We start from the raw sequence: 26,408 nt of genomic DNA, 5'->3' as shown, positions 1-26,408 counted from the left end.
AGTGTACAAATAAAAAGAGGACCCGCTAGGTCCTCTTTTTTATAGCTTTAAAAGCTATGAAAATACAGGTTTACCCATCTTCGCTTGATAAAATGTATAGCCTATCCATAAAGCATATACTAAAGCGAAAAGACATACCGCCGTTAGCTCCTGTTTTTTAGAAAGGCTCGTTTTGTGTTGAATGAAAAAAGCAACCAAGGGCACCAATTGTAACCCATGTAGCCCAAAGAAGTGGGCAATACGTAAGTCTCCGGCTACGCTACTCCAATTGACAATGGGTATTCCTTCCCCACTATCAGGTATACCGACATTATGACCTAGTTGACTGATCATTTGCCCCCCTACCCAGCTTCCAAAAAACAAGATACACCAGCCGAAGAAAATGGCCCATTGCATGGGTTTCGAAACCGACATTTTTAATCGGACGCTTTCTATAATGAACAAAAGCATAATGAGGACGTTAATACCGATCAAAATACCCATGGCTAAAAATAGTAGACCATCTAAAGTACTACTGGTGTTATAGTGCGATTGTACTCCCCTCGCGGCTTGAATAGCGATAATTAGAATTTCTAACAGTAGGGTCCACGCTACCGTGTTGCTGATCCATTTTTTCTTTCGTTCAGAAAAAGGATAGAGGGTAGTCAAATAGCCTAAGGTAAAAATATATATTGCACCCGATAAACCAAATTTTAAAGGCTTCACCCAGACATTTATCCCCATTACCGTGCGGTCGTCCAACGATAAACCTACGATACATCCTATAGCTAATATCAGATGAAATAAGACTACCGTATAGAGAAAGGGACTTGATTTTTTGACTTGACCAATACGTTTATTAAGCACTAACATTCGGTCGCGTTTTAAAGGTTTTTAGAATCATGAATAATAAAAAACCTAAGGGGCCGAACATAAAAGTGCCCAAAAGGCAAATTCCCATCAGAATTTGATGGAGCCCCACCTTTTTGTTTTGTTCCAAGAGCCACATACCCACTAAGAGGTCGAATGCTAAATAATGGACCCAACCCGCCAAAACAGCAATGTCGTTCTTAAATAAGGTCACTACGGAATCTAAAGTTCTAAAATCCATCATACCCCCTGTATATAGGGCTTTGGTGATGTATACCACATAAATAAGCGCCAATAGTATCGGGATTATTTTATAACTCATCATAAATTGGCTGACTTTCCATTTTGGAAGGAAAATCATGAGTATCCACATAGGAAGCGCCAACATATTGGCAAGAGAAAAAATTGTAGTTGGTGTCATAGGTTGATTGTTTTATTTGATTCAAAACTCAATCAAACCAGTGATTCTTGTAAATAAAAAAGCACCAACTGTTGTTTAGCGGTGCTGAACTGTGAAAATGTGGTAAATTTTATTCTTTGTTAAACCCACAAAATGGTACTAAGGTAGATGTTCCATATTCTTTCACGAACGAAAACTTGCGACATGAATTTCCGGGATCACTTAGATTCATTTACCTGAAATTCTTTTAGGGCTTCCTTATTTTAAAAGGATTATTCACGAATCATATTTTGTTTTCTTCTTAAATCAAAACGATATACATCTCTTGATTTAAGATTAAATTTTCTCCTAACTCCTAACTCCTAACTCCTAACTCCTAACTATATCCGATTCCCTCAATCTTAAAAATGCGTTCTTCCTTCCCTAATTGTAAAACCGGCGTGTCCCCTACTCTTTTTGAAATCAATATCCGAGCAATCGGAGAAAGGAAAGATATTTTGTTTTTTGCGATATCAGCCTCGTCCACTCCAACGATTTGAAATTCCTGTGGAGTTTTGCTCTTCCCGATCAGCAAAGAGACTCTGGCTCCAAAACGAACTTCATCTTTTGGTTGGTCCCCTAAATCTACGACTTTAGCATTCGCTATCCGTTCGTTCAATAATTGCAGTTTCGCATTGATTAGGTTCATGGCAATACGTCGTTCTTTTTCATTCTCTAGAGGTACATGCTCTTTCTCGGTATGTAGCATCTTTTTTTCTTCCAACATTAGGTGTAATCCATTAGGAGTGACGTAATTGGTAACTCCAATAGGTAAATCTGCTCTTGGAGGTACCATAGGTAGTTCCTCCTGGTCATCTTCTTTTACAAATCCTCTGCTCATAGCGCATCATTTTGATGATAACTTAGCAATTCTTGGTCGATTTCTATAACCATATCCCCAATTTTTTTGGTGCTAATGCTTTACTCTCCATAATTCAGGTTTAAATGCTCCTACGCCTAGGTCGAAATCAACCATAAATTTCCGTTCAATCTCCCGGGGGTTTGCCCAGATGTAGTTTACCTAAAATTTTTTTCTAAAAATTTCAAACTTTGATCCGCAATGTTCATTGAATGCATAGAATACTTATATTTAGGTTCTTATAGAACCAATTTGAAAGTAAACCTATGACGTCACGAAGATCTTTTTTAGAAAAGTTATCGGTAACCGCAGTTGCGGTTCCGCTAGTATACAGTCCCATGAATTTATTCGCCGCTTCCAGTGAACCCTATGACGGACCCTTATTACGCATAGCCATTATGGGCCTGGGCAGTTATGGAACGCGTGTCGCCGAAGCCATGGAATCTTGCAAACGTGCAAAGCTGGTCGGTGTCATTAGTGGTACTCCTTCTAAAATCACTAAATGGAAATCCAAATATAATATTCCGGATAAAAATTGTTATAACTACGAAAATTTTGATGCCATTAAGGACAATCCTGATATTGATGCCGTCTATGTCATTACCCCCAATGGTTTGCATAAGGACCAAACCATACGCGTAGCGAAGGCCGGAAAGCATGTGATTTGCGAGAAACCTATGGGAATCAATGCCCAAGAAGGGCAAGAAATGGTAGATGCCTGTGAAGCGGCCAATGTCAAGTTGCTAATCGGTTACCGGATGCATTTTGAACCCAAAACCGTAGCCGTAATTCAAATGCGGAAGGATGGGGAGTTTGGACAACCCAAATTTTTTCAAGGACAATCAGGTTTTGTAATTGGAGACCCAACCCAATGGCGATTGAACAAAGAACTTTCAGGTGGAGGTGCCATGATGGATATTGGCATCTATTCAATAAACGGGGCACGTTATATGTTGGGGGAAGAGCCGATTTGGGTAACGGCCCAAGAAACAAAGACCAATCCAGAGAAATTCAAAGAAGGTATCGACGAGACGATACAATTTCAAATGGGTTTTCCCAGTGGGGCTGTGGCCAATTGCCTGTCCACCTATAATATGAATAATCTGGACCGTTTTTTTATGACCGGTACGAAAGGATTTGTTGAAATGCAGCCTTCAACCGGTTACGGACCTATTGAAGGAAGAACTCATAAAGGCCCGCTGACCCAACCCCATATTACGCACCAAACCTTGCAGATGGACGGTATGGCCGCACTTATTTTTGATGGGGTGCAACCCATAGTCCCTGTTGACGGCAAAGAAGGTGTTAAGGACATGAAAATTATTGATGCCATCTTTTTGGCGGCAAAGACTGGTGAAAAAGTGGCATTATAAGTATTTTTTTATATTTGAAACCTACTGGACGCTTAGTACTCAAGCAGTTCTATTTTTCGGAAATCGATTGGGTGGCTGTTGGACTGTAAAGAAACATAGCCACCTTTTACTTTGTTGTCTTCCCCATCCATCAACATTTTGGCGGTTTCATTCTCTGGATTATAGGTGGGATCGTTATAGCTCAAAATTTCTTCCCCATTTACATAATGGGTTATTTTGCCATCTTTCACGTCGATTTCGGCCGTAACCCATTGGTCACCATGAAAGGTTCTAGCTACTTCGGCAGGAATACATGTAGTGGAATTCTTTTCCCCTTTATATTGAATGAACATACCATTGGTACAAGCGGCACCCAAAGGTCGGTCTTCGGTACCATTGCCCCCGTGAAAATTATACTCCAAACAAACGGGGAATGCTTGATCTAGTTTTTGGGTGGATGGCGGTTGTCCATAAAATTGGATGCCACTATCTCGATATCCCCAAGTTGGTGCGCCTGGTGCCGTTTCCCCTACAAATCGATATTCTACCTTCAGTCTGTAATCTGAAAGTTCTTTATTAAAATAAACAGTTCCAAAACGGTCATTGAATTCAGGACCGTAATCATCGTATCTGATTTTTAGGATACTATCTTCGACCCTTAGGGTATTGCCAAAATTCTCCCCTAACGGATAACCATTGATTTTGATGGTCCATCCGGCTAAATCCTTCCCATTAAAAATAGAGACCCATTCTGGTTGAATTGTTTCTAAGGTTTCGTTTTTCACGGATGTCGATGTTGATGCTGATTTTTTCTCCCCACAAGAAACCATACATAACGTAGCTACTACAATTGCACAAATCTTAATCTTTAATTTCATAGTTGATGGATTTTAAAACGACATGTATTTAATTAAAAGTAACAAAAAAATGGTATCCCATTACAGAATACCATTAGCATTGGTGATTGGTTGGTGGTTATTTGTTTATTTATTATGAAATCATTTCTTAAATATCGATAAGTGTTAAATGGAAATCTTGGATTTTAATTCTTGAAGTTGATTGACCAATTCTGTATACCGTTCCTTGGTATCTTTTCCAACTTCTTTATCCGCATCACCCACGATATAGGATAAGTACGAAATTTGTCCGACCAAAACGGGTTTTGGATAGGCACCTTCCTCGTTTTTAAGTTGTTTTAAAACACTTTCAAGGTTTTCCTTTTTATCGGCATCTTTGGTTTTCTTCAATTCGGCCTCTACATCTGCTTGAAATTTATTTGCTTCTGATAATAGGTCGATGACCTTATTTTGAAATGCCATTTGTTCTGCCATGACAGCCTTAGAAACTCCCTCTTGCTCTAATCTTGGATCTATGAGTACCTCAAATTCTTGCTCAAAAGATTCTTTCCCCACGGTGAGTTTAGCGATATAAGTACCTGGAGCTACGATCGGGCCATTTTTAAAACTCCTATTTTTTTTAGGGCTCCAAGCTCCTTTTTGACGCAAATCCCAAGCAAAGCGATTTAAGCCTTTTTTAGTTTCCAGTTTGGTATCCGCATACGAAAAAGTCATGCTTAAACCCATATCCTCTACTTCTTCAGTGGTTGATTTCAATTGTGTACTATCGCTTACAATCGTTACAATGGGTTTTTTGTTGGCATCAAAAATGTCCAATTGAACGTTGTTTTTATATTCTTTGGGAAAGTAATAATCAATTAAAACACTCGTAGATGGATAATTTGGGAAGTCTCCCGAACCTCTAGGGCTTCTATACCTAATGGTATTGTCAGGTTTAAAAAGTATAGGGGTATCTTTTAAGGCGACCATTTTTGAATCACGTAACGAGGTGATATTGTCCAATATCCAAAAACCACGCCCCATGGTACTCAAAATTAGGTCTCCTCTATTGATAATGATATCGGTAATAGGAGTCACTGGTAGGTTTTGTTGAAATTTCTCCCACGATTTTCCATCATCAAAGGAAACGAAGATACCATATTCCGTTCCGGCATATAAAAGTCCCTCCTTTTCAGGATCTTCCCGGAGTACTTTCCCTGTATGGTCTGATGGAATTCCGTTCGAGTCGGTACTGATCAATTCCCAATTTTTTCCATAATCGGCTGTTTTATAAAAATAAGGGGTGGTATCGCCTAAAAGGTGACGGTCTACCGCAATGTATGCTTTTGCTGGGTCGAACTGGGAAGGTTCAACAGATTCTACCCTACCGCCTTTTGGCAATTTTTTAGGAGTAACATCTTCCCAAGTCTGTCCGCCATCTTTGGTTAAGGAAATCACACCGTCATTGGATCCTGTCCAAATTAATCCTTTACTGATTTTGGATTCCCTGATGGAATATAAGGTACTGTAGTATTCTTCCCCTGTAATATCACGTGTAATCGGACTGCCGGAAATAACCTGTTTATCTTCTTCGAAAGCGGTCAAGTCCGGTGAAATGGTTTCCCAGATTACACCATTGTTTCGTGTTTTATGTAGGTATTGTGACCCCATATACACGACGTCTGGGTCATGTGTTGATACATGGATTGGGGCTACACGTTGAAAGCGATACTTTAAGTCCTTTGGATTATGTCCGTAAATATTGGAGGCACCAATGGAGTACTCCCGGTCAACGCCTGTAATTTTATTGTATACACTAAAACGGCCTTTACAATTGTTGTAGACAATATTTGCATTACCGGGTTTTGGTATCGCTGGGCCGGTTTCACATCCGCCGACATCGATCATCACTTGAGTTCCCTGTGGCGATGTTCCACTTGGTGCAACACTGGGGATGGCAATGGTGGTATTATCCTGTTGCGCTCCGTAAATCCAATAGGGATATTGATCATCGACAGCCACTTGGTAAATTTCAGCTGTTGGCTGATTAAACTGGGTAGACCAGGTTTTTCCTCCATTATGAGATACATTGGCACCTCCGTCATTGGATTGAATCAATACATCGGGATTATTGGGGTTCAACCAAATGTCATGATTATCCCCATGGGGTACCGGCATGAGTTCCCAAGTCTTGCCTCCATCTTTTGATTTTAATAATGGATTAGCATTAGAATATACAATATCTGGATTGGTAGGATCCAATTCAATATTCGTGTAATAAAAAGGTCTGTTCACCAAACCTTCTTTGCTTGAAGTCTGTACAAATGTTTTTCCTTGATCGACCGATTTGTATACACCACCTTCTTTTTCGGGAGCCTCGATAACTGCATATAGGATACTGGAATCTATAGGAGATACGGCTAAATCAATCTTTCCTATCAATCCTTTGGGAAGTCCGTTCTCCAATTTTTCCCAATCTTTTCCTCCGTTCACCGATTTGTAGATACCTCCTTCTTTGTTTTCACCACCCGAGATAATGGTCCATGGGGTACGTTGTGCTTTCCAAGCCGCGGCGTAGACTACGTTCGGATTTCCGGGTAGTAGCTCTAAATCCGCAAATCCTGTTTTATCTGAAATGAACAAAACCTTTTCCCAAGAAGCCCCGCCATCCATGGTTTTATAGATACCACGTTCTTCGTTGGGTTTAAAAGCATTACCAATAGCAGCTACCCAAACGATATTACTGTTGGTAGGGTCGATTTCAACGGCTCCAATCTGCCCCACTTTTTCAAGGCCAATATGATCCCAAGTTTTTCCCCCATCGACAGATTTATAAACACCTTTGCCTTCAATGATATTACTGCGGAGTCCGTCAGAACCTGTACCCACATAAACAATATTGGGGTCATTGGCAGCTACTTCGATTGCTCCAATGGAGGGTGTTTCGAAAAATCCATCGGATACATTGTTCCAAGTAGTTCCATAATCTTCAGTTTTCCAAACACCCGCACCCGAAGCTCCCAAATAAAAAGTACCGGGCTCCAAAGGAGTGCCCGTTACAGTGGTTACACGACCACCTCTGGATGGTCCCACCGTTCGGTATTGGAAAGCGGAAAAATCTTGTGCTACTACAATGGATGAAATTAAAAGGGATGTTACAAGTGAAAGGGAACGAAATCGGTTCTTCATTTTTAGTGGAAATAAGGATTGGTCAAAATCTAAAGTTACTTAAACTGATAAGTAAAAAATAATCGGAAAGCCATTTTTATATTTTCCTTAATCTATCTAATGTAAAAAAGGTAAATCATAAAAAAGAAAGTCACTACTTGTTAAATCGCTAAGTAATAAAAAAGGCTATCCTTTAAAGAATAGCCTAAATATTATGATTAGATTTAGTTCAAAATTATTTGCGACTTTATTTTTGTTACTAGTATTTAAACAACCTTACCATTTAGTTGATTGATTGTTCGCTACAAATAATTAAAGCAAAATACATTCGTCAAAGTTAAATTTATTGTTTTGTCAACGTTTGTTTTAAGCCAAAGAACTTATTGTCATACTACCAGTCAATAGGGAAGTAATCTTTTAAGAATTTTCCACACCAATGTTTACCCGTATTGATACCATCAAAAAGAGGATCTAATACTCGTGCAGCACCATCTACAATGTCCAATGGGGGTTGAAAATCGTGGACTTCCTGTTTCTTTTTGGCCAACTCTGCAGGGTCTTCGTCCGTTACCCAACCGGTATCTACGGCATTCATATAAATTCCATCCTTGGCTAATTCTCCAGCTGCGGTATGAGTCAGCATATTCAAGGCCGCTTTGGCCATATTGGTATGAGGATGTCTCGATTCCTTAAAAAAACGGTGGAATTTCCCCTCCATAGCGGTCACGTTAATGATGTGCTTTTGTCCGGTGTTTTCCTTTTTCATGAGTTCTGCCAAACGGTTACATAGCACAAAGGGGGCGACGGAGTTCACCAGTTGTACCTCAAGCATTTCCGTGGTTTCTATTTCGCCTAGCTTTAACCGCCAGCTATTGGTTTTACGTAAATCGACCTGTTGTAGATCGGCATCCAATTCTCCTGTTGGAAAAACTTCTTGTGCCACTAAAGCATTATCAAAACTATAGGGAATTTGGGATAGTTTTGCCGATGCCCGCAATCCTATACCCGGTTCCGGACCATGCCATGTTACCGGCATATTCTCATTTGAAGATGCAGATTTACTAAAGGACTTTAATTCATCGATACAATCTTGATGGTCCCTTAAGACCATTTGGGCGAATTTGGGCAAGGATTCAAAGGGCCTTTCCTCGTTTTCCATCAAATGATGGTAAAAACCGGCCGGTCTCCTAACGGTTTGGGCAGCATTGTTAATTAAGATATCCAGTCTGTCATATTGCTGTTCCACAAAATTGCAAAAAATTTCTACGCTAGGAATATGGCGAAGATCCAAACCATGGATTTTTAAACGATGCCCCCATTCCATAAAATCCTCTTCCTTGGAAAAGCGCAAGGCCGAATCGACCGGAAAACGGGTGGTCGCAATAACCGTAGCTCCTCCTCTTAAAAGCATTAAGGTGATATGATAGCCTATTTTTAAACGTGATCCCGTAATCACCGCCACCTGTCCCTTTACATTGGCATTCTGGAAGCGTTTGGCATAATTGAAATCCCCGCAATCGGTACACATGGTGTCATAAAAATGGTGGAGTTGGGTAAATTCCGTTTTACATACATAGCAATTACGCGGGGTCGTGAGCTCAGGTAAATCCTTGCTTTCCAATTCTGCGGCGGCCAATAATTTTGGGGCTACAAAAACATGGGCTTCCCGGGCACTACGGATACCGGTTTCTTTTCGGGCGTGTTTGTCACGAACGGCCTGTTTCCGCTTTTCGTTTCTTTTGGCATCCTTGACCCTACGGGCAAATTCCTGTTTATTGGGGCGGGAAAGTTGACCAGCGGCCTTTATCAATTCAATGCGTTTATCTTCAGGAATTTCGAAGATCTGGTTGGTATCCGTAACCAATCGATTTAACAGGGCAATACAGTGATCAATGGCTGACGGAGTGATTTCCGGTTCGTGTTCGTGCTGCTTATCCTTCATGATACTAAACTATGATACGGCTAAATTACTAACTCTAATTAAAGTACCGTAATGCGTACTTTTTTCTTTTTTAATCTCGAATTGTTCAATTGTGCCACCAACTTGTTGGCCAAGGATTTTGGAACCGCAACAAAGGCGCAATCTTGTTTAAGTTCAATAACTCCCAATTGCTCTTGGGTTACGCCGCCCTGCTTGAAAAATAATCCGGCAATATCCCCTTTTGAAATTTTATCCTTTCTTCCTCCGGATATAAAAAGCGTCTCCCAATAGGTTTCTCCAATAAGCTTTCTTTTTGAGACGTCGATGGGTTTGGATTTCGGAATAAATTCTGGCAATGATTCTTTTTCCAATTTCAACACATAGGCGGTGCCGGATGCATTTACACGCGCCGTTCTACCGTTCCTATGTGTAAATTCCTCTACCCGATGCGGTAATTCATAATGGATAATGAATTTTAGTTCTGGAATATCGATTCCCCTTGCGGCCAAATCGGTGGCGACCAATAACCGACTACTACCATTCCGGAACTTGATCAATGCCCGTTCCCGGTCTTTTTGTTCTAAATCACCAGAAAAGCAACTATGATCAATACGGTGTTTGTCCAGCATAAGGCTAACCTGGTCAATGCTATCCTTATAATTACAAAAGATAATCCCCGGTTCCTCACCAATGAATTGTAATAGTTGTACCAGTGATTTTAATTTGTCCTGGTCTGGGGATACTACGGTTTTGATGGTCAGTTGTGATGGAACTTCTTTTTTGAGATAGTTGATACGGCAAGGATTCAACATCCCCACAAACTTCGGAATCTTAACCCCTTCAGTGGCCGAGGTTAAAATACGCTTCTTCAGGTTGGGAAGTTCGCTCAATATCTCGCTCATTTCCTCTTCAAAACCAACTTCCAAGGATTTATCAAATTCGTCCAAAATCAAAGTGCTAATCGCTTCCTTTGAAAATCGGTCGGCCCTAAAATGATCTAAGATACGGCCCGGTGTTCCTATCAATATGGCCGGGGTATGCTTGAGTTCTATTTTATCCTTTGACATGGGTCTACCGCCATAGATGGCATTGACCTTAAAGCCGGAACCCATATTTCGAATGACCTGTTCTATTTGAATGGCCAGTTCCCGTGAGGGGACCAATATTAAAACTTGAACTTCTGGATTGTCATGCTCCAAAATATCCAAAACCGGTAGCAGAAACGCTAGTGTTTTTCCGGTACCTGTAGGTGATAATAAAATAGAATTCGTTGCCGAAGAAATAACGTTAATCGCTTCTTCCTGCATTGGGTTCAACGCATCAATATTCAATTTCGATAAAATATCCTCTTGATTTTTCATGCGATGCCCGGTGGCGAATAAAATTTAAATGAGATGAAACGAAATCTAAGCCTCTTGAAGGTCTTTTTTCGATTTTCTGTAGGTATAATTTGGATAGATAGACCGTTTTGCAAAACGATTCAATTTGTTGGAATTGATCATTTTTTGGAAAATAGGTTTGGTCACCCCAAAATACTCATAGGTAGAACCATCTAAAAAGGTAATTTCCAAAACCAATCCGTGATGTTGATAATCGGCAATACCCGAATTGTTAATGGTTTCTTGATAGACTTCTTTATTGGCCTCCAACGTTTCAGGAGCAATGCTCACCAAAAAGTGGTATCCGTCAATGATGCGACGGCTTTGAACTTCGGCTTCGGCACGTTTTTCATCCCCTTCCTGGAATTTATCCGGATGCCATTCCTTTACTAGATTTCTGTAAGTGGACTTAAGGGTCTTCAGTTCGATTTCCTTTTCAACTCCAAAGAGCTTTTTGTATTCATTGATACGCTTCATAGTACAACTTTTTTGCGGCTGCGAAATTAGTCCTTTTTTCTGACGTGGAAAGCTGAAAATCAGTAATAAAAAAGCCCTTCGCTATGGAAGGGCTTTTCATTAAACTAGAATGTATGTATGTTTAGATAACTTTTACGTTCACTGCGTTTAATCCTTTGTTACCTTCTTGAAGATCGAATTCAACTTCATCGCCTTCACGAATTTCGTCTACTAATCCAGAAATGTGTACAAAGTGGTCTTTTTCAACTCCTTCTTCAGTAATAAAACCAAATCCTTTTGTGTCGTTGAAAAACTTTACTGTTCCTTTACTCATTGTAATGTAATTAAAATTTATAATATTAAATATGCAACAAAGGTGAAGCCTTTAATCAAGAGTAAGGCCATTTAGTTCACTTATATTTTTATATTACCTAATTGGCTAATTAAAGTGGGTCTTTTTCCCAATTAGTTGTTAATTAAAGTCTTTCAAATAACATTATTGGTATTTCAAAAAGTGTTTAGTTTATTTTTTTTGGTTTGAAAGCCATTCCATTATGGTTATTGGTCTTCCGTTTTTCAGTACCGGTTCACCATTAAAATCAAAATCGGCATCGTTTGCATGGGAATAGATCCAAGACCAATGTCCCGGGAAATAATAAGCATCACCACCGTACACTCCTGTTAAATCAATGACATGGTCATAATAGGATAAATGCGTATTAGGTGCACCTACGGCAATTAATCGTTGATATAATGGTAAAACAGTTTGCTCAGGAACGGTAGTCGTATCATCTTTTGAATGTACAAACCAAATAGGTACATTTTTAATACGCTCAACCTCATCATCTGTAATATATTCATTGGAATAGGCCAAAGCGCTAATATATCCTGCAGCAAAATAATCTGGATGTTCCAATATCAATTTTAAGCTCATATAGCCTCCATTGGAGCAACCTCCAATATAAATTCGATTGGTATCTATTTGAGGATGTTCGGAAACGTAGGTTTCTATTAAATTAAATAAAGCTTTGTTATAAATATCTTCTTTATCACCACGCGTGTAATCTCCGTCAACACTTTGCATCCAGAACGTAGGAGATTGAGGTGCAAGAACAAATGCTCCGTTAAAAAAGGCTTGAATTTCAGGAGTAGCATAGTTTGTAGCCTTATTAGCTACTAATGGAATGCTTGGGTCTGTGCCACCTTCACCGCCACCGTGGAGCCATATGATCAAGGGCGATTTTTTAGAAGTGATTTTTGGAGTGAAAGAACCGTACGTTAAATTGGTTCCTTCAAAACTATGCGTTCCACTTAGATCAAATCTGTTTAAATCATTATATATACGTGCTGCTTCAGTATCCCAAATTTTAGAGGATGGTGTATGATTAATCTTCAATTTATAATCAATCCATTGATTAGCACCCCTACCCTCTTTAACGACATACTTGATAGGAGAATCCAAAGGGTTGTTCGGGTGCACCATGAGTACTAAAGTAACATGCTTCCCTTCGGGAATTCGATGTCCATTTTCATCGGATATATAGACGAAAAGAACTTCCCTTGATCCTGATGCTTCTGCGGGACTCATTTCCACGCCGTTTAAACTACGTTGAACTGTTACCTTAAAATCTGAAGCTTTTGTTTCTGTAATTGTTTCAGACATGGGAATCACCACTTTCTTTGCGGCTGGTCCCCAATCATATCCCTCTAAAATCAAGGTATAATTACCTTCAAATATATTTTCATTTTGGGAAGTCCCCGGTTCGATGGCTAATACAGCAATGGGTTGCAATAAAAGTATTAGGAATAGAAATGATAGAATTTTGTATTTCATGGTTTTTGAGTGAATTAAGTTAATTCTCAGTAAGATACTGGTTTTTGATCAAAACCCTTAAACAAATTAAGTTGGGTACCTTGGTTATAGAACGTATTGGTTATGTTTTAAAGAAAAAATGTTCGGATTATTTAAGAAGAAAACAGAAAGGGAAAAATTACAGGCGCAATACGAAAAACTAATGAAAGAATCCTATCAACTCTCTACCGTAAATAGGTCTAAAAGCGATGATAAAGCCGCAGAAGCAGATGCTATTATGAAACAGATGGAAGGGATGGAAAATTAATGGTTAGCGGTTATGAAGCTAAAAATTACCATATGCAATCTTCATTAGTCCTTTGATTTCAAGTTCAAAAATGCGTTTTGCAATCGTTGGGTAATTGGCCCTACTTGTTCTCCCTCGTAATAGTGATGATCATCTATCTTTTGAATGGAGGCAATTTGGGTGCTGGTACCTGTTAAAAAGGCCTCATCCATGTTATTGATCTCATTAATGGATACAGGTTCTTGCCGTACCTCGATGTTTAAACTTTCACAAAGTTCCAAAACGACCTGTCTGGTAATTCCATCCAATATGAATTTATTGGCCGGATGCGTATAAACTACCTTATCCTTTACGAAAAAGACATTGCAGTGCGAAGCTTCCGTAACTTCGCCATCACGAACGAGCACGGTTTCATAACAATCGTGCTGCATGGCCTCTTCGTTCAACATCACGTTACCTAACAGCGAGGTCATTTTTATATCACATCGCGACCATCTAAAATCGGAGCTGGTAATGACATGCGCATGAACGGTATTGATATCCGGCAAAATCTTGGGCACGGCATACATCATTACCGTAGGTTGTATATTCTTTGGAAAGGAATGCTGTCTGGGGGCTACCCCACGGGTTATTTGCATGTATAAAAGACAATCCTCGTTAGTCAATCCTGAAGCTTCCAAAAGTTTGTAGATTTCTTCGGATATGGAACTTAAATCATAGTTGATGTTGATTTTATGAAGTCCGGATTGTAATCGATCTAAATGCGCTTTTTTATAAAAAAAGGTTCCATTGATCTGTACCATGACTTCGTACAGTCCGTCCCCAAAAATGAATCCACGGTCAAAGACCGAAATTTTCGCATTTTCGTGGTTTACAATTTTGCCGTTGAGATATATTTTATCTGGATAAGCCATGTTTTAAAGGTATTGTTGCAAATTCTTCTTAAAATATGTTGCGCTATCGGTAATGCTTTGCATGGAATTCTGGGCAAAATTACCACCTTGTTCAATATAGTAATATTGCAAGGCATCTTTATCTAGATTGGAAAGCATCCCCACATAATCGATAGAGCCGTTGCCCATCTCAGTATAATCTCGGGTTACCTTATCCATGTCTTTGATATGCCACATCACATAGCGACCAGGGTTTTCGGCAATCAGTTCTGCAGGACTCTTTTTTGAAGAGTGTTCAACCCAATAGATATCCATTTGTAATTTAACCAAATCCGGATCCGTATCTGCCAAGATAATATCATAGCCAATTTCGCCATCATGGTCAGTAAATTCAAAATCATGATTATGGTAGGCAAAGCCCAATCCCGCCTCGGTTACGCGCGCTCCGATGGTATTTAATTTATCGACCAGAATTTTGAAATTTTCAAGCGTACGATATTGGGGAGCCAGCCACGGCCATGTAATATAATCGCTTCCTATAGTTTTAGCACCTTCGATACATTGGTCCACATAACGTAACAGTTCTTCATTTGGGAGATTAAAACGACTTGAAAAATCATAATGTCCGCTTGAAATAGTGAAGTCCAAATCCTCCAAAACCGATTTGAATTCTTTGGATTTCATTCCGTAATACAGGTCATTATCACCATCGTAGCCATAAATCTCACCGTCTTCATATCCTAAGCTTCGGGCGTACTTTATACTTTCAATAGGATCTTTAGCCATCGCATCACGAATCGTAAATAGCTGAAGCCCCATTTTAAATTTCGGACTACTTGAAAATATAGATAAGGGTAGCATACTAGCGGTTGTGGCGAGCCCCGTTTGCTTTAAAAATTTACGTCGTGTATAGATTTGATCCATTGATTTAAGATGACTAGTTATAAAATTTCTATGGATTCAAATATAAGCCATGAATTTTACTTTTGATAGAACCAATAAAAAAAGCAGCCTTTTATAGGCTGCTGTATGTTTATCAGAAAATTAAGTTCCTTATTTACTGGCCACAGCGGTATCAGTATAGGAAACCCTATAAATAGCGTCACCAAAATCATCTGATATCAACATGGAACCATCCTTTAACCACAAAATATCAACAGGCCTACCTGATGCTTTCTGCGTTTCTTCGTTCAACCAACCCTCAATGAACGGTTTACTATTGGTTGCCTCACCATTCTCCACATCGACCATCATAATACGGTAGCCTACTTTTTTACTTCTGTTCCACGAACCGTGCTGTGCAACGAAGGCTTTGCCCTGATATTCTTTAGGGAACATAGTGTCCGTATAAAATTTTACGGCCAATGGAGCAACATGTGCACCAAATTGTAATGCAGGGGCTACGAAATCTGAACAAGGATGTTGGTCACCAAATTCAGGATCTTTAATGATACCTCCATGACAGAACGGATATCCAAAATGTTGACCGGCTTCAGTCACACGATTCAGTTCGCAAGGTGGTATATCATCACCTAACATATCTCTACCATTATCGGTAAACCACATGTCACCAGATTCTGGATTCCATGTAAAACCAACTGAATTACGAACGCCTTTGGCATAAATTTCACGATTACTACCATCTGGGTCCATTCTTGTAATAGTTCCAAAACGTTCATCCTCATCGGTACGGTTACAGATATTACAGGGAGCCCCTACTGGAATATAGAGTTTATCATCAGGGCCAAAAGCGATGTATTTCCATCCATGATGAAATTCTGTAGGATAGTCGTCATAGACCAATTCCTTTTTGGGAGTTCCTTTTAGGTTATCCTCAACAGCGGGATATTTCCATAAACTACCCACTTGGGCTACATACAGATCTCCGTTACGCATGGCCACCCCATTAGGAACCGCCATTGTATCCAAAACCATTACATTGTCTGCTACAAAATCCCCATCCGTATCTCGAATGGCATATACTGTATTTTCGTTTCGGGTACCTACAAACAACGTACCGTTATCGCCCATGGCCATTGAACGCGCGCCATCTACTCCCCTAGCAAACACTTTTATCTCAAAACCTTCCGGTAGATTGAGTTCTAAAAGGGCTAGATCTGTACTGTCCATAGGGACTTCCTCTTTAGCGACAGTAGTTTCTTCCTTTTTAGTTTCCTTGCAGGAAAATACGCTGAGTGCCAATGCTGCTGCTAAGGTTATTTTTAAAAAATATATCTTCTTCTTCATAGTTTTTGGGTTTACTGCGAAGATACTGAAGGATCCTCACAATTTAAAAAGTGTTCAACCTTTCGGAAATTCGTATTTTGCAGGAACTTTTGATTGATTTTCTAAAAAAAAGCTGAAAGAGCCTATTGCCTTCAGCTTTTCTTATTCTAAACTAAATATACTTATTTTATACTTTTAAGTCACCTTGTTCGCTTAAGTCCTTCTTTTCCCCTGTTACAGTTCCGACTCCCATTTTTATCAAACTTACGAACATGTTGTCTTTTGTATCCCAGTAATGGGCATCTTCTGGAATTACCTTAATGGCCGAAATATTCGGATCAGTTTTACCATCGAACCAATTGTCATCGCTACTTTGGTATAAGTCATCGATAATGATTTGGTCATCTACGATTTCAGCTTTTCCATAAACAGTTAAGAATTCCATCGCCATTCCTTTAGCATAGAATAACTGAACTTTAGAATCCTTTTTTATGTTTTTATTGTGTGCACTGTCCTTCCCACTTAAAAACCAGATATTGCCCGAACTATCTACTTTTTTTGTGCTCATTGGGATGGAATGCAAAGGCAATTTGTTCAATTGCGTTGCCATTAACGCAAAGTCTATGGAGGTTGCCAATTCCTTTATTTTTTCAATTGCGTCTGTATTTGTAAGATTTTTTGTTGCCATGATTTTAGTATTTAAAAATTTATTAATGATTTTTCTATAACAGGGGAATTACATATTAATCGAAATTCTCTGTGATGATATTATTTTTAGGAACATCCAATTCCACTAGCGCATTATAAACACTATCCATCATCGGTGGTGGTCCGCAGACATAGAATTTCTTATTTAAATCGGCCACTTGATCTTTGATATATAACTTGTCAACCACACCATAGGTGAATTTGTTGCTACGCTCATCAGAAAGAATATTGATAAAATCTTTTCCCAACCATTTTTCAAAATCAGATTGAAGGATAATATCTCGTTCACGTTGGTTTGCAAAAATTAATTAATTTCCTTCTAGGTTTCCTTTTCTGGCCAAGTCTTTGATTATTGCTATAAAGGGAGTCACTCCTGCCCCACCGGCCAAGAATACGCCCGGACCTTCATAAGAAATTGCACCCCACGAATCGCTTATCAATAACGAATCTCCTTGTTCTAACGTTTGCAATTGATCGGTGACCCCATCATGGCCAGGATAGACTTTTATGGTAAACTGAAGAAAGCCATCCTCCGGTACACTAGTAAAGGTAAAGGGGCGTTTCTCTTCGTTCCACTTGGGCTGATCGATGGAAAGTTCACAGGCCTGACCTGGAGTAAAATCATATCCAGCGGGTCTATCGGTCTGAATCTGCAGTACGTTATGTGTAATAAATCCTATTTCCTGTATTTTAATTTTATGAGCCATTTTGCATTCCTTTTTTATGTTCGTTCAAATTGTTCGGTTCTGGACGTACATGTACTAGGAAACGAAATCTAACGCTTTACCAATAAGGGTGCTACCTTCCAGAATTTCAAACGTTTCATTCGATCCGGCATTTTCATGCAACGCATGGACTAAGGTTTGTGCAACATCATCACGAGTGATGGAACCATGTTCTTCAAAATGCCTTTTCAGGCTAATTTTTCCGGTACCTTTTTCATTGGTTAAAGAACCAGGTCTAACGATCATATAATTCAAATCGCTTTGTTTTAGGTATTCATCCGCATTATGTTTCGCTTTTAAATACTCTTTTAAATCTTGAGCCGCTTCAGGATTATCGGCTCCCATTGAACTTAACATCACAAATCTTTTAACGTTTGCTTTTTTAGAAGCTTCAATTAAATTTTTAGCACCCTCTTGATCAACGGCAACAACTTTCTTCCCACCAGATCCTGCCGCAAAAATCACTTTATCGACATTCTTGACCACATGTGTAAGATCCTCTTCCAGATCGCCTAGAACGGTATCTATTCCTTCATTTTTAAATTGTGCCAATTGTTCTTCTTTTCTAACCATGGCAACGGGGTTGAAATATTGGGATGCTTTTAATAAGTTAACGACTTTTTTTCCTGTGGTGCCGTTGGCACCTGCTACTAATATATTCTCCATTTTTTCTTTCTTTATCATTAAAAGTAAGGTACTTATAAAGGAAGATAGTACTTGATCTGTTTAGGGTAAATATTAGCTCTAAACCTTTTTATTTATAGGAAGTTCAATTCTTTTTGGATACAGCACTTATAACTTGGATTGAGGGTAATTCATAAAGGTCAAATCCACTATATTAAAATCAATTAATAACTAAACATAGAAATAGAACATGAGCGATAAGAAAGAGAAAGCCTACAATTCAGATATTACAAAAGAAGATTTGAACGCATTAGGCGAAAAGACCAAAAATATCCGAACAGATCAAGGTGATGATCAGCAGTTAAACGAAAGAGAAAAGGATGTAGATTTTGCCGGCTCTGATTTAGATGTTCCGGGAAGAAATTTACCAAAGAATAAAACACGTAAAACTGTTAAAGATGAGGAAAATCAATTGTACAGTCAAGGAGGTTCTGGAAATGAGGATTTAGAACGAAATAGGGACCATATTAAATAATGGAATTAATAAGTTTTCAGCATAAAAAAAGCAGCCTAATTAGGCTGCTTTTTTATTTATTAAGATACTTACTATGCTAAGCTAGCGTTCAATACAATTTCTGTATCCAATAGTTTTGATACGGGACACACTTCTTTCGCCTTATTGGCAATTTCCTTGAATTTATCGGCACTTATTTTTGGTACGTCGCCTTTTAAGTCCAATGTAACCTTTACGATTTCTCCGTCCTTAAAATCCACTTTGGCATCAACATCCAAAGAATTTGGTGTAAAATCATCTTCACCCAATAAAAAACTTAATTGCATCGCAAAGCATCCAGCATGGGCTGCCCCAATCAATTCTTCAGGATTGGTTCCTTTTCCATCTTCAAATCGTGTATTGAAAGAATATTGCGTTTTATCGAGCACGGTACTTCCAGTGGTTATGTACCCTTTACCTTCTTTTCCGCTTCCTTCCCATTTTGCATTCGCTTTTCTTGAAAAATTCATATGTGTTTATATTTTAATATTAATAGAATCGATATTCCGATTTTTCTAATTGTCGCCTGCGGCATATCATTTTATTTTAGGCGTGTTGCTTTTCTTCTTCTTTATAATTCGGGTAATCTGTATACCCTTCTTTCCCTGGGGTGTAGAACGTATCTTTATCCCAATCGGCCAATTCATACCCGTTTTCAAAACGTTCTACCAAATCTGGATTGGAAATGTACAGTTTTCCAAAAGCTACCAAATCTGCATTTCCTGATTCGATCACTTTATTACCCGAGTCTTGGTCAAAACCTGCATTGATCATCAGAGTGCCATTGTACAAGGGTCTAAAATGTTTGGCGATATGTTCTACGGCATATGGTATTTGAGATACATCGGTGAAGGGTTCAGATAAATGGATATAGGCCAAATTGTAATCGTTCAATTTTTTAATAATGTATTCGAAGGTCGGAATCGTTTCCTCATCCATTGTCATTCCGAAAACACCGTTTAAGGACGGATTAAAACGTGCTCCAATTTTTTCCTGCGGAATTACTTCTTTGATAGCATCTAGGGTTTCAAAAAAGAATCGGGCCCTGTTTTCAATACTTCCGCCATATTCATCGGTTCTATGGTTAGAAGTTGCGTTAAAAAACTGGTGGAATAAATATCCGTTAGAAGAATGAATCTCGACCCCATCAAATCCAGCTTCAACTGCATTTCTAGCTGCATTTTTAAAGTCGGATACCGTTCTTTGGATATCCTCTTTGGTCATCTCCTTTGGAGTAACCGTATCCTTAAACCCGTCTGGCGTATAGGACTGTTCGTTAGGATTAATCGGCGAGGGCGCCAAAGGTAAGTCCCCATTATGAAAATCAGGATGTGAAATTCGTCCTACATGCCATAATTGTATGAAAATCTTTCCGCCTTCTTTATGTACCGAATCGGTTACCTTTTTCCATCCTTCTACTTGAGCTTTGGAGTGAATACCCGGAGTATTCACATAACCCACCGCCTCTTTGGATACTTGCGAACCTTCGGTGATGATCAACCCAGCGGAAGCTCTTTGGTTATAATATACAACATGCAACTCTTCAGTGGGTTTATTCTCGGCGTTTGCGGCCCTGCTACGGGTCATAGGTGCCATTACCACTCTATTCTTCAAGTTGAGGTTTTTATGAAATGGAGTTAAAAGTGCTTGCGTACTCATATATAGTTTTTCAGATTAAATTAATGTTTTAACTTCTTATGTAAAGATCAAACAATTTCTTTGAAACTCTTAACTCGTCTGGTTAAAATATTGTTATAAAAGAAAAAGGAGGCATCAGGTAAAATTACATAACATTCCGATTATGCCTCTTGTTTAGTGAAGTATTGTACGTATAAGGCCTTAGCATCAGTGGGGGCTACAATACGGTCCTTTTACAAACTACTGCCACTTACTCCGGTTGTACTGCTGGGTTTAATTAAAACCCTGTTTTGAACATAGATAACCGAGGGTCACTAGGGTATTGAATGTAGCCCAATAAATTAAACCGTTCGAATAACAGCGATATCGTTCCAGTATTCATTACTGTTCTAAAATTTTTTGATTGTTCTTTACTAGTTTTTAATATTGGTTGAAGATATAGCAAAGAATACTTTATTTATTTACAATTATTTTTGAATTTTCACTTTATAAATGCTATTAAATAACTAAGTTGTGCTGTTAAACCAAGCAACCAATAGTTTGAAAATTCCTATACTTTTTTTTTCCTTACTTCTTTTGACGACGCTTCAAGCTCAAAAGAAAAATAGAGACTACCGACTACATATCAAAAAGGCATCCGGGCCCGTAATAATCGATGGAATTGGAAATGACTTGGCATGGAGGGACGCTGAAGAAGCTGATGATTTTTTTATGGTTTTACCCATGGATGGCCGAAAGGCTACACAGCCCACGACTATAAAAATGACCTATGATGATAAACATCTATACCTTTTGGCGACCTTCTACAATGCAACCAAAGCGAATTATTTTGTAGAATCATTACGCCGTGATTTTTCTTTTGGAAAGAATGATAATTTCCTGCTTTTCTTGGACCCTTTCAATAATCAGACCACGGGCTTTTCATTTGGTTCTAATGCGTACGGTGCCCAATGGGACGGCACCATGTATAACGGTTCTAAAATTGATTTGAATTGGGATAGTAAGTGGATTTCAAAAGTAACCCGTGATGATGAAAAATGGGTTTTTGAAATGGCCGTTCCTTTTAAATCCATTCGCTATGAAGAAGGCGTGCAAGAATGGGGCATCAATTTTAGTAGGTTAGATTTAAAATCGAGTGAAAAATCGAGTTGGACTCCCATTCCTCGTCAATTTCCTACAGCATCCTTGGCGTACACAGGCACTTTAGTTTGGGATACACCTCCCCCAGCCCCTGGAACCAATTTTTCTATCATCCCTTATGTACTAGGAGATGTAAAACGCAATATAGAAGTTGGGGGTGATACAAAAACCAATGGTAAAATTGGTGGGGATGTAAAATTCAGTCTCACTTCTTCCCTAAATCTTGATTTAACCGTAAATCCAGATTTTTCTCAAGTGGAAGTGGACCGCCAAGTCACGAATTTAGATCGCTTTGAACTCTTTTTTCCAGAACGTAGACAGTTCTTTTTAGAGAACGGTGATCTCTTCGCTAATTTTGGTTATGAGACGATTCGCCCTTTTTTCTCTAGGCGTATAGGCTTGAACGTTCCTATTCAGGCCGGTGCCCGTATCAGCGGTAACTTAAATGACAACTGGCGTTTGGGGGTGATGGATATGCAAACGGAAAGCATTAACGAAACAGGTCAACCCAGTCAGAATTTTGCCGTAATGTCTTTACAGCGAAAAATATTCAGCCGCAGTAGTATTGGTATGATGTTCGTTAACAAACAGTCTGTTAATTATCCGCAAGAAAACGACTCTATCACCGATATTTATTCTAAATATAACCGGAATTTAGGGGTAGAGTACAATCTAGCATCTGCTAATAATGCATGGAACGGTAAAGCTTTTTTTTTAAAATCCTTTGCACCCGCGGATGCTAACAGTGGCTTTACACAAGGTGCTCATTTGGAATATACCAGCAGAAAATGGAATTGGAGATTACAAGAGGAATGGGTAAGTGATGATTATTCTGCCGAGGTAGGTTTTGTTCGCCGTCGTGGGTACCGCAATTTGACGGGAAAGGTAGGACACTTGTTCTTTCCAAAAGGCGGACCTATTTTAAGCCATGGACCGGAATTGAACGCCGTCTACTTTATTAACGAACAATTTAAGGAAACCGATCATACTGCCTATTTAACCTATCAAATAGATTTCAGGAAACGAAGTAGTTTACAATTCTTTTTGTCGGATGATTATGTGGAACTACTCTCCCCTTTTGATCCAAGCGGACTCCGTATCGATAATTTGGCAACCGGTACCAAACATAATTGGAACGCTTTCGGTTGGGATTATATTTCCAAGCCCCAAAGCCTTTTTACCTATGCTTTTGGAGGTCGTTTAGGAGGGTATTATGCAGACGGCAATAGAACCAGCATCACAGGGGAAGCAGGATACAGATTTCAACCCTTTGTAAGTTTAAAGGGGAATTTTAATTACAATCATATAGAACTCCCTGCCCCATGGAATACCAATGATTTTTGGCTAATTGGTGCCGAAGCGGATATTACATTTACAAACAAACTCTTTTTTGCCAATTTGCTTCAGTATAACGAACAGAGCAATAATTTTAATATCAACTCACGCTTTCAATGGCGCTACAGTCCCGCATCTGATTTGTTCATCGTCTACACCAATAATTACTTAATTACGCCTTATGAAACGCGTAATTGGGGCTTAACCCTAAAATTCACTTATTGGTTGAACAATTGATGTTTAGCCTTTTTCAATAACCTCCAAAATACCTTTTGCCGCCATTTCACCAGAAAGCATGGCCGCATTCAATGAACCGTTCAGCAAATAGTCTCCAGCAAGAAAAGTACGATCGGTAAGTCGGGTTTCAGTGGGCATCAAACTGTATCTAATGTCTATTAATTTTGGTAATGCCCTTTTAATGGAATAATGTTTTAGGTAACGCTCTGTAGTAATCCCACAAAACATTTCTAAATCCTCCTTGACCTTTTGAATGAGTTGATATTCGGTCAAATCATGTTTTTTGACCACGGTAGCAGAAAGCAGTTCCTCACTTCTATTTTGGGTTGTTTCTAATGACGTGTGATAAAAAATATTGTTGATCAAGGCATCTTGATCAGAAATTAAACCAATTAAGGGCTTATCTATTTTCAGCTCTTTGGTCGTGAAATATAGAGTATCCGACGCATGCCAACCTAATTGCTGTTTTCGTAAATTAGGTACTAGCGGAGAAGCATCAGTAGCAATTATCGTGTAATCGGCAAATGCTGTTTTTCCGTCAGAAAAGGTTATCTTCTCGTCCGTACAGCTTTCCACCGAAGAATTAAAAATGATTTTGGTGTGCTTTAGTTTATGCTGCAATTGTTCAGGAATAGCCCCAATACCTGCTTTGGGTAATACCGCTGACCCAGAACCGAACATTTTATAGACGAATTGAAACATTCTTGAGGAAGTGGCCAAATCGGGTTCCAAAAAAATACCGGAAAAGAAAGGCCTGAAAAATTGCGTGATTATTTCTTCGGAAAAGCCAATAGATTTTAAATAATCGATTGTTGAAGTTTCGGGCTCCTCAAAAATCTCCACCAGCGTTTTTTTCTTTAGATGTGTATTTAATTTTAAAACCTTTAGTTTATCTCCTAAGGTGCCAATCTTAGACGTCAAGGTAGGAATTAAAAGACTTAGACTCCGTAGTGGATCTCCAATAATAGAGCTCTTTCCACTATGGAATACTTGTGCTCCGGGAAGAAATTTTTGTAACTCCAGTGGCTCGTAATCCAAATATTTTTGGGACATAGGATAAGCATCGAGTAAAACTTGAAATCCGTGATCCAACTGATATCCCTCAATAATATCCGTTTTAACACGACCTCCCACCCTATCCGTTGCTTCATAAATAGTGGGGGAATAGCCCTGTTTTTCAAGCGTAACGGCGGCAACTAAACCACTCACCCCTGCTCCAATGATGGCTATTTTAGTAGATTTCTTTTCCATTAAGTAAAAATAGGAAAAGAAAAGACCGCAATAAAAAGGTTTCGAAAATGGATTCTAAAATTTAGTCCTCCGGCGGATGGCCGTGAATATCCTCAAAAACTGTATCGAAATTTTCGCGTAAATAGGCATTCAATTTCTTTTGATAATCGTCTTTTAACCAGCTCAAAAAGTTATAAGTACTTTTACTGATGCATTTACCATACACATGAATACGGTTGTCTATATCTTCTTTTAACAACTTGGCCAGTGCCAAGGCATCATAGACATCTTCACTGTTTTCGATACAGATATAGGCGTGCTGGGCTATGGAACGTTCTAGGACAACTTTTGAGGATTCGCCTGCAAATGTTGCCGTCTCATAGGTCTCCTTGATATCGAAAAAAGTTTCGTCAGAATTTTTAAATTCTTCCTTAATTTCATCGGACAAGTCAAGCTTAAAATCGCTTTCAATATCTTCATCATCACGAATACGATCCATGTAATAGTTCGGCGACTTAAAGATAGCCTCCCAATCCAAATCCGCACCCCACGGACCGAATCTGTACATATTGTTCCCTAAATCGATAACTGTAAATTTCGATTTATTGTTCAAGACCCTTGATCCTCTACCGATCATTTGATAGTAAAGCGTTAAAGATTTTGTGGCCCTATTCAGTATAATAGAATCTATGGTGGGTTCATCGAAACCTGTGGTCAAAATACTTACGGACGTTAATATGGCATCGGGTGTTTCCCTAAACCAACGTAATATCTGTTTTCGTTGTTTTTTAGTAGCGGTATTGTCCAAATGCATTACCGGCAGGCCTGCTGCCTGAAACGTATGATATACTTGTATAGAGGTTTCAATACCATTATTAAAGATCAAGGTCTTTTTTCCCTTTGAATGTTTGGTATAGGCTTCTAGCAATTTGTTCAACATGGCCGGACTCGTATAGAGATCCGCCGAAGACTTTACGGTATAATCTCCATTAGAACCAATCTCAAGAGAGGTAAGTCCCATGTCATACTGAAAGACCTCTGCCCTTGCCAAGAAATCATTGGCGATTAAGTTTTCTATGGATTCCCCGGGAATGAGTTCATCATAGTTCTTGTTCATGGGCAAATCCTTATTGGAACTTAGCGGGGTCGCCGTTACGCCTAACACAAAGGAATTTTCGAAAAATTTAAAAAGCTTGGTGAACGAGTTGTAATGGGCTTCATCAATGATGACCAGCCCCACATCAGAGATATCCAATTGGTCATCGTTCAATCGGTTGTTGAGGGTTTCGACCATGGCTACATAACAACTGTACCGTTCTTGATCATCGAGGTTAGCCTTGCTATTGACTACTTTGTTCACTACGCCGAAGCTGGTAAGCATTTCAGAGGTCTGGTTACAAAGTTCGATGCGGTGGGTCATGACCAATACCTTCTTATTATGGTTTTTAAGGTATTGCCGCACCATTTCAGAAAAAATCACCGTTTTACCACCACCTGTGGGTAATTGGTATAAAAGATGGTAATCATCACGTTCAGAATCAAACTTGTCAAAAATTTGTTGAATAGCTCCCTGCTGGTAGCTGTAGAGTTCTTTTTCAGTCTTCTTGTCCTGTAGTTCAAAAACGGTCTCTTGCATAAAATCTTTTCTGGAAGTTGCAAAGGTAACATCTTCTAAAGTAGATTACTAATTCACGGGTTAAAAAGGGTATCTTTTGCGTCGAGTTGCAACTGATTACTTAAG

Annotated in this window: 25 protein-coding genes; 4 read left to right on the top strand and 21 right to left on the bottom strand. The window is 39.1% G+C overall.

What is annotated here, in order from left to right:
* Positions 1–54: 54 nt before the first annotated feature.
* From ACNR9Q_RS12815 to ACNR9Q_RS12805, 3 genes are all read right to left on the bottom strand, one after another.
* Positions 55–852 (bottom strand): hypothetical protein, encoded by a 798-nt coding sequence (locus tag ACNR9Q_RS12815; RefSeq protein ID WP_419211614.1) that lies wholly within the window; start codon positions 850–852, stop codon positions 55–57.
* On the bottom strand, positions 839–1,270 hold the full coding sequence (locus tag ACNR9Q_RS12810; RefSeq protein ID WP_419211613.1) for an ABA4-like family protein: 432 nt from the start codon (positions 1,268–1,270) through the stop codon (positions 839–841). The genes ACNR9Q_RS12815 and ACNR9Q_RS12810 overlap by 14 nt, the downstream gene beginning before the upstream one ends.
* 355 nt (positions 1,271–1,625) lie before the next feature.
* On the bottom strand, positions 1,626–2,129 hold the full coding sequence (locus ACNR9Q_RS12805; protein WP_419211612.1) for a GreA/GreB family elongation factor: 504 nt from the start codon (positions 2,127–2,129) through the stop codon (positions 1,626–1,628).
* A gap of 284 nt (positions 2,130–2,413) precedes the next feature.
* On the opposite strand from ACNR9Q_RS12805, the gene ACNR9Q_RS12800 reads away from it, so the two are divergent.
* Complete coding sequence (locus ACNR9Q_RS12800) at positions 2,414–3,520, top strand: Gfo/Idh/MocA family protein (RefSeq protein ID WP_419211611.1); 1,107 nt, start codon at positions 2,414–2,416, stop codon at positions 3,518–3,520.
* Positions 3,521–3,552: 32 nt separating this feature from the next.
* On the opposite strand, the gene ACNR9Q_RS12795 is transcribed toward ACNR9Q_RS12800, so the two are convergent.
* The 7 genes from ACNR9Q_RS12795 to ACNR9Q_RS12765 all read right to left on the bottom strand — a co-directional run bounded on the left by ACNR9Q_RS12795 (position 3,553) and on the right by ACNR9Q_RS12765 (position 13,093).
* A complete protein-coding gene (locus ACNR9Q_RS12795) occupies positions 3,553–4,377 on the bottom strand; it encodes a 3-keto-disaccharide hydrolase (RefSeq protein ID WP_419211610.1) in 825 nt (274 codons plus the stop codon).
* Between the two features lie 144 nt (positions 4,378–4,521).
* Entirely contained in the window at positions 4,522–7,524 is a 3,003-nt protein-coding gene (locus tag ACNR9Q_RS12790) for a WD40/YVTN/BNR-like repeat-containing protein (protein WP_419211609.1), read from the bottom strand.
* Positions 7,525–7,894: 370 nt separating this feature from the next.
* Positions 7,895–9,445, bottom strand: coding sequence for an SDR family NAD(P)-dependent oxidoreductase (locus tag ACNR9Q_RS12785; RefSeq protein WP_419211608.1), 1,551 nt, complete (start codon positions 9,443–9,445; stop codon positions 7,895–7,897).
* Between the two features lie 38 nt (positions 9,446–9,483).
* Positions 9,484–10,785, bottom strand: coding sequence for a DEAD/DEAH box helicase (locus tag ACNR9Q_RS12780; RefSeq protein WP_419211607.1), 1,302 nt, complete (start codon positions 10,783–10,785; stop codon positions 9,484–9,486).
* Between the two features lie 45 nt (positions 10,786–10,830).
* Entirely contained in the window at positions 10,831–11,280 is a 450-nt protein-coding gene (locus ACNR9Q_RS12775; protein WP_419211606.1) for a KTSC domain-containing protein, read from the bottom strand.
* A gap of 121 nt (positions 11,281–11,401) precedes the next feature.
* A complete protein-coding gene (locus tag ACNR9Q_RS12770) occupies positions 11,402–11,593 on the bottom strand; it encodes a cold-shock protein (protein WP_027075965.1) in 192 nt (63 codons plus the stop codon).
* 189 nt (positions 11,594–11,782) lie between these two features.
* The gene (locus tag ACNR9Q_RS12765) at positions 11,783–13,093 is read right to left on the bottom strand and encodes a prolyl oligopeptidase family serine peptidase (protein WP_419211605.1); all 1,311 of its coding nucleotides are present in this window, start codon (positions 13,091–13,093) and stop codon (positions 11,783–11,785) included.
* 118 nt (positions 13,094–13,211) lie between these two features.
* Between ACNR9Q_RS12765 and ACNR9Q_RS12760 the strand changes: the two genes are divergently transcribed.
* The gene (locus ACNR9Q_RS12760) at positions 13,212–13,379 is read left to right on the top strand and encodes a Lacal_2735 family protein (RefSeq protein ID WP_419211604.1); all 168 of its coding nucleotides are present in this window, start codon (positions 13,212–13,214) and stop codon (positions 13,377–13,379) included.
* Between the two features lie 44 nt (positions 13,380–13,423).
* Here the strand turns inward: ACNR9Q_RS12760 and ACNR9Q_RS12755 are convergent, their stop codons facing one another.
* The 7 genes from ACNR9Q_RS12755 to ACNR9Q_RS12725 form a co-directional block, all read right to left on the bottom strand.
* Complete coding sequence (locus ACNR9Q_RS12755; protein ID WP_419211603.1) at positions 13,424–14,272, bottom strand: aminotransferase class IV; 849 nt, start codon at positions 14,270–14,272, stop codon at positions 13,424–13,426.
* Between the two features lie 3 nt (positions 14,273–14,275).
* A complete protein-coding gene (locus ACNR9Q_RS12750; RefSeq protein WP_419211602.1) occupies positions 14,276–15,175 on the bottom strand; it encodes a sugar phosphate isomerase/epimerase family protein in 900 nt (299 codons plus the stop codon).
* A 129-nt stretch (positions 15,176–15,304) separates the two neighbouring features.
* Positions 15,305–16,498 (bottom strand): PQQ-dependent sugar dehydrogenase, encoded by a 1,194-nt coding sequence (locus ACNR9Q_RS12745; RefSeq protein WP_419211601.1) that lies wholly within the window; start codon positions 16,496–16,498, stop codon positions 15,305–15,307.
* A 166-nt stretch (positions 16,499–16,664) separates the two neighbouring features.
* The gene (locus tag ACNR9Q_RS12740; RefSeq protein ID WP_419211600.1) at positions 16,665–17,165 is read right to left on the bottom strand and encodes a pyridoxamine 5'-phosphate oxidase family protein; all 501 of its coding nucleotides are present in this window, start codon (positions 17,163–17,165) and stop codon (positions 16,665–16,667) included.
* 55 nt (positions 17,166–17,220) lie between these two features.
* Positions 17,221–17,490 carry a hypothetical protein gene (locus ACNR9Q_RS12735; protein ID WP_419214281.1) on the bottom strand — a complete coding sequence of 90 codons (270 nt, stop codon included), beginning with the start codon at positions 17,488–17,490 and terminating at the stop codon, positions 17,221–17,223.
* A 3-nt stretch (positions 17,491–17,493) separates the two neighbouring features.
* Entirely contained in the window at positions 17,494–17,892 is a 399-nt protein-coding gene (locus ACNR9Q_RS12730) for an FAD-binding oxidoreductase (protein ID WP_419211599.1), read from the bottom strand.
* A gap of 54 nt (positions 17,893–17,946) precedes the next feature.
* Positions 17,947–18,576, bottom strand: coding sequence for an SDR family oxidoreductase (locus ACNR9Q_RS12725; protein ID WP_419214280.1), 630 nt, complete (start codon positions 18,574–18,576; stop codon positions 17,947–17,949).
* A gap of 208 nt (positions 18,577–18,784) precedes the next feature.
* Here ACNR9Q_RS12725 and ACNR9Q_RS12720 point away from each other — a divergent pair, with 208 nt between their 5' ends.
* Entirely contained in the window at positions 18,785–19,069 is a 285-nt protein-coding gene (locus ACNR9Q_RS12720; RefSeq protein WP_419211598.1) for a hypothetical protein, read from the top strand.
* A gap of 71 nt (positions 19,070–19,140) precedes the next feature.
* Here the strand turns inward: ACNR9Q_RS12720 and ACNR9Q_RS12715 are convergent, their stop codons facing one another.
* Positions 19,141–19,557 (bottom strand): OsmC family protein, encoded by a 417-nt coding sequence (locus tag ACNR9Q_RS12715; RefSeq protein ID WP_419211597.1) that lies wholly within the window; start codon positions 19,555–19,557, stop codon positions 19,141–19,143.
* 76 nt (positions 19,558–19,633) lie between these two features.
* Entirely contained in the window at positions 19,634–20,746 is a 1,113-nt protein-coding gene (locus ACNR9Q_RS12710; RefSeq protein ID WP_419211596.1) for an alkene reductase, read from the bottom strand.
* Positions 20,747–21,265: 519 nt separating this feature from the next.
* On the opposite strand from ACNR9Q_RS12710, the gene ACNR9Q_RS12705 reads away from it, so the two are divergent.
* On the top strand, positions 21,266–23,437 hold the full coding sequence (locus tag ACNR9Q_RS12705; RefSeq protein WP_419211595.1) for a DUF5916 domain-containing protein: 2,172 nt from the start codon (positions 21,266–21,268) through the stop codon (positions 23,435–23,437).
* Between the two features lie 3 nt (positions 23,438–23,440).
* Here the strand turns inward: ACNR9Q_RS12705 and ACNR9Q_RS12700 are convergent, their stop codons facing one another.
* Complete coding sequence (locus ACNR9Q_RS12700; protein ID WP_419211594.1) at positions 23,441–24,688, bottom strand: FAD-dependent oxidoreductase; 1,248 nt, start codon at positions 24,686–24,688, stop codon at positions 23,441–23,443.
* Between the two features lie 61 nt (positions 24,689–24,749).
* The gene (locus ACNR9Q_RS12695) at positions 24,750–26,303 is read right to left on the bottom strand and encodes a DEAD/DEAH box helicase (protein ID WP_419211593.1); all 1,554 of its coding nucleotides are present in this window, start codon (positions 26,301–26,303) and stop codon (positions 24,750–24,752) included.
* Positions 26,304–26,408: the final 105 nt, after the last annotated feature.

This window comes from Maribacter sp. X9 (assembly GCF_048537565.1).
Lineage (GTDB): Bacteria > Bacteroidota > Bacteroidia > Flavobacteriales > Flavobacteriaceae > Maribacter.
The sequence above is the reverse complement of the archived record's forward strand: the minus strand, read 5'-3'. Positions and strand labels throughout refer to the sequence as shown.